This window comes from Pseudomonas sp. BTN1, from assembly GCF_001907715.1.
In the GTDB taxonomy this organism is placed as follows: domain Bacteria; phylum Pseudomonadota; class Gammaproteobacteria; order Pseudomonadales; family Pseudomonadaceae; genus Aquipseudomonas; species Aquipseudomonas paracarnis.
The window spans coordinates 1-7,711 of the sequence record NZ_MPBM01000060.1 but is presented as its reverse complement, the minus strand read 5'-3'; the positions used below and the strand labels follow the sequence as shown (position 1 = coordinate 7,711).

The 7,711-nt window shown below is 58.7% G+C and carries 7 protein-coding genes; 6 read left to right on the top strand and 1 reads right to left on the bottom strand.

Annotated features, from left to right (window positions below; all coding sequences use genetic code 11):
• Window positions 1-148: 148 nt before the first annotated feature.
• Window positions 149-418, bottom strand: coding sequence for a DUF2790 domain-containing protein (locus tag BMH52_RS25380; RefSeq protein WP_073845432.1), 270 nt, complete (start codon window positions 416-418; stop codon window positions 149-151).
• A 396-nt stretch (window positions 419-814) separates the two neighbouring features.
• On the opposite strand from BMH52_RS25380, the gene acs reads away from it, so the two are divergent.
• The 6 genes from acs to BMH52_RS25350 all read left to right on the top strand — a co-directional run bounded on the left by acs (window position 815) and on the right by BMH52_RS25350 (window position 7,633).
• A complete protein-coding gene (gene acs, locus BMH52_RS25375; RefSeq protein ID WP_005790645.1) occupies window positions 815-2,770 on the top strand; it encodes an acetate--CoA ligase in 1,956 nt (651 codons plus the stop codon).
• A gap of 695 nt (window positions 2,771-3,465) precedes the next feature.
• Complete coding sequence (locus BMH52_RS25370; RefSeq protein ID WP_047711612.1) at window positions 3,466-4,251, top strand: ABC transporter substrate-binding protein; 786 nt, start codon at window positions 3,466-3,468, stop codon at window positions 4,249-4,251.
• 91 nt (window positions 4,252-4,342) lie between these two features.
• On the top strand, window positions 4,343-5,032 hold the full coding sequence (locus BMH52_RS25365; RefSeq protein WP_003193627.1) for an ABC transporter permease: 690 nt from the start codon (window positions 4,343-4,345) through the stop codon (window positions 5,030-5,032).
• The gene (locus tag BMH52_RS25360; protein ID WP_003193625.1) at window positions 5,029-5,727 is read left to right on the top strand and encodes an ABC transporter permease; all 699 of its coding nucleotides are present in this window, start codon (window positions 5,029-5,031) and stop codon (window positions 5,725-5,727) included. Before BMH52_RS25365 ends, BMH52_RS25360 begins: the two co-directional genes overlap by 4 nt.
• 1 nt (window position 5,728) lies before the next feature.
• Entirely contained in the window at window positions 5,729-6,841 is a 1,113-nt protein-coding gene (locus tag BMH52_RS25355; protein WP_014719599.1) for a succinylglutamate desuccinylase/aspartoacylase family protein, read from the top strand.
• A gap of 27 nt (window positions 6,842-6,868) precedes the next feature.
• Window positions 6,869-7,633: an ABC transporter ATP-binding protein gene (locus BMH52_RS25350; RefSeq protein WP_073845430.1), complete on the top strand. Its 765-nt coding sequence runs from the start codon at window positions 6,869-6,871 to the stop codon at window positions 7,631-7,633.
• The last annotated feature ends 78 nt before the right edge of the window (window positions 7,634-7,711 follow it).

Here is a 7,711-nt window from a genome sequence, read left to right as displayed (position 1 = left end):
AAGGTGGCGTACTATGTGTGGTCGTGGCTGAAATCGCCATCGCAGGCAAGCCAGCTCCCACACAATTGATGTGGGGTGTATTCAAGGGCGGGTTCTTGGCCGCAAGAACGATTTCTTGCGGCAATTAAGAATCCAACTTCAGAAGTTGTTAGCCGTTAGAGCAACCATTGCCCATCACTTGATAGTTAAGAATATGACGCTGGCCTTGCGAATCTTCATATTCCATCTTCACCGGTACAACTTCGCAGACTTCTGGAATGCTGCTCATGGACAAGACTTTGGCAACATCCAAGTGCGTGCTATAGGTGTAATCCTCAACAATCGGGGCGCTCTGGCCGGCCAGTTCAGTCGGGGCCTCGTCGGCCAGGGCGGCGGTGGCGCACAAGCTGCTCAGGGCCATAACTAATAACGCTTTCATTTCTTCATTACCTTCTTCAGGGCGAAAGGGGGCACGGGGCCCTTGTGAGGCCGCGTGTGTCACTTAAAGTTGGGAAGTTCGGATTAACGTTGCCTTCGTGGGGGCTGTTGCGTTGTTAATCAGAGTGCCTTGTTGGCGGAGTTGATTTTAGGCGCCTCGGTTATATTCATATACCCGTGGTTTTGATAAACACTTTTGGCGGTTTTTGTAACAATCCCTCAATCAAGATTTTTTCAGAAACCTGTCAGCCGCCGCAGCACGCGGGCCAGAGCGGTGAAACGGCATAGCAGGGCAATTTGTAGGGTCTTGTTACTACCATCGTCGAATGGTTCTATAGGCCCACCCCGGCTACAACAGGGGCCATACAACAACAACTATGTCACCGAGGTAAGAAAGATGAGTGCGGCTTCCCTGTACCCCGTTCGCCCCGAAGTAGCAGCCAATACGCTGACCGACGAGGCGACCTACAAGGCCATGTACCAGCAGTCGGTGGTCAACCCCGATGGCTTCTGGCGCGAGCAAGCCAAGCGCCTTGACTGGGTCAAGCCTTTCACCGCGGTGAAGCAGACCTCTTTCGACGACCACCATGTCGACATCAAATGGTTCGCCGATGGCACCCTGAACGTTTCCTACAATTGCCTGGACCGTCACCTCGCCGAGCGTGGCGACCAGATCGCAATCATCTGGGAGGGCGACGACCCTGCCGAGAGCCGCAACATCACCTACCGCGAGTTGCATGAGGAAGTCTGCAAGTTCGCCAACGCCTTGCGCGGCCAGGACGTGCACCGCGGCGATGTGGTGACTATCTATATGCCGATGATTCCCGAAGCCGTGGTCGCCATGCTGGCGTGTACCCGCATCGGCGCGATCCATTCGGTGGTGTTTGGCGGTTTTTCCCCGGAAGCCCTGGCCGGTCGCATCATCGACTGTAAGTCGAAAGTGGTGATTACCGCTGACGAAGGCATCCGCGCTGGTAAGAAGATTCCGCTGAAGGCTAACGTTGACGACGCGCTGACCAACCCGGAAACCAGCAGCATCCAGAAGGTGATCGTGTGCAAGCGCACCAATGGCGCGATCAAGTGGAACCAGCATCGCGACATCTGGTACGAAGACCTGATGAAAGTGGCGGGCACCGTCTGCGCGCCAAAAGAAATGGGCGCCGAAGAAGCGCTGTTTATCCTCTATACCTCTGGCTCTACCGGCAAGCCTAAAGGCGTGCAGCACACCACCGGCGGCTACCTGCTCTATGCGGCCCTGACCCACGAGCGTGTATTCGACTATCGCCCGGGCGAAATCTACTGGTGCACTGCCGACGTGGGCTGGGTCACCGGCCACACCTACATCGTCTACGGCCCGCTGGCCAATGGCGCGACCACGCTGCTGTTCGAAGGCGTGCCGAACTACCCGGACATCACCCGCGTGGCGAAGATCGTCGACAAGCACAAGGTCAACATCCTCTACACCGCACCGACTGCGATCCGCGCCATGATGGCCTCCGGCACCGCGGCCTGCGAAGGCGCCGACGGCAGTAGCCTGCGCCTGCTGGGTTCGGTGGGCGAGCCGATCAACCCGGAAGCCTGGGACTGGTACTACAAGAACGTCGGCCAATCCCGTTGCCCGATCGTCGACACCTGGTGGCAAACCGAAACCGGCGCCACGCTGATGAGCCCACTGCCAGGCGCCCATGCGTTGAAGCCGGGTTCGGCGGCACGGCCGTTCTTCGGGGTGGTGCCGGCGTTGGTGGACAACCTGGGCAACATCATCGAAGGCGCCGCCGAAGGCAACCTGGTGATTCTGGATTCCTGGCCAGGCCAGGCGCGTACCCTGTACGGCGACCATGACCGTTTTGTCGACACCTACTTCAAGACCTTCCGCGGCATGTACTTCACCGGTGACGGCGCGCGTCGCGATGAGGACGGTTACTGGTGGATCACGGGCCGTGTGGATGACGTGTTGAACGTGTCCGGCCACCGCATGGGCACTGCCGAGATTGAAAGCGCCATGGTTGCGCACCCCAAAGTCGCCGAGGCGGCGGTGGTGGGTGTGCCGCATGACATCAAGGGGCAGGGCATTTATGTGTATGTCACCTTGAAGAATGGTGAAGAGCCCAACGAAGCACTGCGCCTGGAACTGAAGAACTGGGTACGCAAGGAAATCGGGCCGATTGCCTCGCCGGATGTGATCCAGTGGGCGCCTGGGTTGCCAAAAACGCGCTCGGGGAAAATCATGCGGCGCATTTTGCGCAAGATCGCCACGGCTGAATACGATGGGTTGGGGGATATCTCTACCTTGGCAGATCCAAGCGTGGTGGCGCATTTGATTGAAACGCACAAGACCATGAACGTCGCGTAAGCGGAGTAGGTGGGACAAAGCCCCATTCGGTGCAGGCCGGGTGGGGCTTTTTTGTACGGCCTCAAGACCGCCCAGATTTAGTGTGGGAGCTGGCTTGCCTGCGATAGGGGTATGTCAGGCAAAGGTTGGTTGGCTGAGGCATCCCTATCGCAGGCAAGCCAACTCCCACAGTTCAGATTGCATTTCATAAGGGGGTATGGATGGCGGTCTGACAGACCTGCAAGCCACTAAACCAATAAATATCGGTTTTCCCCGTAGGACGTTTCTGAATGTTACCGCCTCGCTCAAATGTGTAACCGCCCGCACAAACCTGGGGCGATGGACCACGCCTACGCCCCGAAAAACCGCGTTCTAGACATCCCCACAAATAAGATTAAACGCCAGACTTGCCGTGCTAGAAGGGTTTGCGAATAATAGGCCCGCAATTTGCAGCATCATCAGGTTTAATATCTTTTGTCTCTGCATAAAATTCAGAGGCTGTCAATGAGCTGGAACCGCTTTCTCAGTGCTTCTGTAAATTGTTGTCGCATTGAGGAAATATCGGCCTCCGGCCTGTCGTTAGAATGCCGATCACTCGCTCGTCGTCGCAGGTGTCGCCCGCGCAGGACGCAGCACCGCTATTCGGTTACACCTTCGCCGCATCGTGGGCCATGGCTCATACTGCTGTTTTTGCCCTATACCGATGGAGTCCCAAGATGAAGAAACTCGTGCTGTTGGGCGCCCTGGCGCTGTCCGTGCTGTCCATGCAGGCTTTCGCCGAAGGCAAGCCGCTGAAAATTGGTATCGAAGCGGCTTACCCTCCGTTTGCCTCGAAGGCGCCGGATGGCAGCATCGTCGGTTTTGACTACGACATCGGCAATGCGCTGTGCAAGCAGATGGACGTCAAGTGCACCTGGGTCGAGCAGGAATTCGATGGTCTGATCCCGGCACTCAAAGTGCGTAAGATCGACGCGATCCTGTCGTCCATGTCCATCACTGACGACCGCAAGAAATCCGTGGACTTCACTACCCGCTACTACCTGTCCCCAGCGCGCCTGGTGATGAAGGAAGGCACCACCGTCAGCGACGGCCTGGATGAGCTCAAAGGCAAGACGATCGGTGTGCAGCGCGGTTCGATCCACGACCGTTTCGCCCGTGAAGTCCTGGCGCCAAAAGGTGCGAATATCAAGGGCTACAGCACCCAGAACGAAATCTACCTGGATGTGGCCGCCGGTCGTCTCGACGGTACCGTGGCTGATGCCACCCTGCTGCAAGACGGCTTCCTGAAAACCGACGCCGGCAAAGGCTACGCGTTTGTAGGCCCATCGTTCACCGAAGCCAAATACTTCGGCGACGGTATCGGCATCGCAGTGCGCAAAGGCGACAAGGAAAACCTTGAGCGCATCAATGCGGCCATCGCTGCGATCCGTGCCAACGGCGAATACAAGAAAATCCAGGACAAGTACTTCGACTTCGATATTTACGGCGCTGACGCCAAGTAACTCATCGCAGCTGTCTGTCCGAAATGGCGCAAGCAACAGTCATCCTGAAGTTTGCGCCATTTTTTCATCCCCCTTTTCGAGGACCTGAATCATGTTGAAAGGCTACGGGGCCGTCATCCTCGATGGCGCATGGTTGACGCTTCAGCTCGCCTTGTCGTCCATGGCCTTGGCCATTGTTCTGGGTCTGATCGGGGTCGCGCTACGCCTGTCGCCGGTACGCTGGCTGGCTTGGCTGGGCGACCTGTACTCCACGGTGATCCGCGGGATCCCCGATCTGGTGCTGATCCTGCTGATTTTCTACGGCGGTCAGGACTTGCTCAACCGCGTCGCGCCGTTGCTGGGCTTTGACGACTATATCGACTTGAACCCCCTGGCCGCCGGTATCGGCACCCTGGGTTTCATCTTTGGCGCTTACCTGTCGGAAACTTTCCGTGGCGCCTTCATGGCCATTCCCAAGGGGCAGGCTGAGGCCGGCCTGGCGTATGGCATGAGCAGCTTCCAGGTGTTTTTCCGGGTGATGGTGCCGCAGATGATTCGGCTGGCGATCCCCGGGTTTACCAACAACTGGCTGGTATTGACCAAGGCCACCGCGCTGATTTCGGTGGTGGGTCTGCAAGACATGATGTTCAAGGCCAAGCAGGCGGCAGACGCCACCCGCGAGCCTTTTACCTTCTTCCTCGCAGTGGCGGCGATGTACCTGGTGATCACCAGCGTGTCGTTGCTGGCCTTGCGTTACCTTGAGAAGCGCTACTCGGTAGGCGTAAGGGCGGCTGATCTATGATCTTCGACTACAACGTCATCTGGGAGGCCATGCCGCTGTACCTTGGCGGCTTGCTGACCACCCTGAAACTGCTCGCTATCTCGCTGTTCTTCGGCCTGCTCGCAGCCTTGCCCCTGGGCTTGATGCGCGTGTCCAAGCAGCCGATCGTCAATGGCGTGGCCTGGCTTTACACCTACGTGATCCGCGGCACGCCGATGCTGGTGCAGCTGTTTTTGATCTACTACGGCCTGGCGCAGTTCGAGGTGGTGCGCGAAAGCTTCCTGTGGCCGCTGCTGTCCAGTGCCACGTTCTGTGCGTGCCTGGCGTTTGCCATCAACACCAGCGCCTATACCGCCGAGATCATCGCCGGCAGCCTCAAGGCCACGCCTAACGGTGAAATCGAGGCGGCCAAAGCCATGGGCATGTCGCGCTACAAACTGTACCGCCGCATCCTGTTGCCGTCGGCCCTGCGCCGTGCGCTGCCGCAGTACAGCAACGAAGTGATCATGATGCTGCAGACCACCAGTCTGGCCTCCATCGTCACGCTGATCGACATCACCGGTGCCGCGCGCACGGTGAACGCCCAGTATTACCTGCCGTTCGAAGCCTATATCACCGCCGGCGTGTTCTACCTGTGCCTGACCTTCATCCTGGTGCGCCTGTTCAAGTTGGCCGAGCGCCGCTGGCTGAGCTACCTGGCTCCACGGAAGCACTGATATGGAACGTATCGATCATCTGCTGCCCTGGGGGCATTTGGGCTGCGAACGCCAACTGAGCGTGTTTCGTTTCGGCAGTGGCGAGCGCAAGGCCTATATCCAGGCCAGCCTGCACGCCGATGAATTGCCGGGTATGCGTGCCGCGTGGGAGCTGAAAAAACGCCTCACCACGCTGGAACAGCAGGGCGCCCTCAACGGCGTGATCGAGTTGGTGCCGGTCGCCAACCCGATGGGGCTCGGCCAGTTGTTGCAGGGCAGCCACCAAGGGCGTTTCGAAGTCGGCAGCGGCAAGAATTTCAACCGCGATTTCGTCGAACTGAGCGAGCCGGTGGCCGAGTTGCTACAAGGCAAGCTGGGGGACGACCCGCACGCCAATGTGCGCCTGATTCGCCAGGCCATGAGCGATACACTCACCGCCTTGCCCGAGCCGAGCAGCCAGTTGCAAGGCATGCAGCGTATCCTGCTGAGCCATGCCTGCACTGCCGATGTGGTGCTGGACCTGCATTGCGATGCTGAGGCAGCGCTGCATATGTACGCGCTGCCCCAGCACTGGCCGCAGTGGCGTTCGTTGTCGGCACATTTGAATGTGAAGGTCGGCCTGCTGGCGGAGGATTCCGGCGGCAGTTCGTTTGACGAGGCGTGCTCGTTGCCGTGGCTGCGTTTGTCGCGCCTGTTCCCCGAGGCGCAAATTCCGCTGGCCTGTCTGGCGACGACGTTGGAATTGGGCGGCCAGGCCGACACCGGCCGTGATGAAGCCATCTTCCACGCCGAAGGCATCCTTGCGTTCCTCGCCGAACAAGGCTTGATCAAGGGCGAGTGGCCCGCGCCGCAACACGAACCTTGCGAAGGTGTGCCTTTCGAGGGCACCGAACTGCTGTTCGCGCCCCATGCCGGGGTGATCAGTTACCTGCGTAAAGCGGGCGACTGGGTAGAAACCGGCGACGAGATTTTTGAAGTGATTGACCCCCTGACCGACCGCGTAAGCACTATTTGCGCGGGCACCTCGGGGGTGTTGTTTGCCGTTGAACGGCTACGTTATGCCCAAGCGGGTTTCTGGCTGGCCAAGGTGGCGGGGCGCGAAGCGCTGCGTCACGGGCGCTTGCTCAACGACTGACCACCTGTTTTTGTGAGAACCGACCGCATGTACAAGCTTGAAGTCCAAGACCTGCATAAACGCTATGGCAGTCATGAAGTGCTCAAAGGTGTGTCCCTGGCCGCCGCCGCCGGTGATGTGATCAGCATCATCGGTTCCAGCGGTTCGGGCAAAAGTACTTTTTTGCGCTGCATCAACCTGCTGGAGCAGCCCCACGCCGGCAAGATTTTGCTCAATAACGAAGAGCTGAAACTGGTGGCCAACAAGGACGGCGCCATGAAGGCTGCCGACCCCAAGCAGTTGCAGCGCATGCGTTCGCGCCTGTCCATGGTGTTCCAGCATTTCAACCTGTGGTCGCACATGACCGCGATTGAAAACGTGATGGAAGCCCCGGTGCACGTGTTGGGCATATCCAAGAAAGAAGCCCGCGAGAAGGCCGAGCATTACCTGGCCAAAGTCGGCGTGGGCCATCGTAAGGATGCGTTCCCCGGCCACATGTCCGGTGGCGAGCAGCAGCGCGTAGCGATTGCCCGTGCACTGGCGATGGAGCCTGAGGTGATGCTGTTCGACGAACCTACTTCTGCGCTGGATCCGGAGCTGGTAGGCGAAGTACTCAAGGTGATGCAGGACCTGGCCCAGGAAGGCCGCACCATGGTGGTCGTGACCCACGAAATGGGCTTTGCCCGCGAAGTGTCGAACCAATTGGTGTTTTTGCACAAAGGCATCGTTGAGGAGCGTGGCAACCCGCGGGAAGTGCTGATGAACCCGCAGTCGGAACGGTTGCAGCAGTTCCTCTCTGGCAGTTTGAAATAATCAAGACTGCTTTTGTGCACCGGGATAGTGCATGCTCCGCAGTCTTGAGGTAAGCCCCGTTCCCCATGTGGCGAGCTG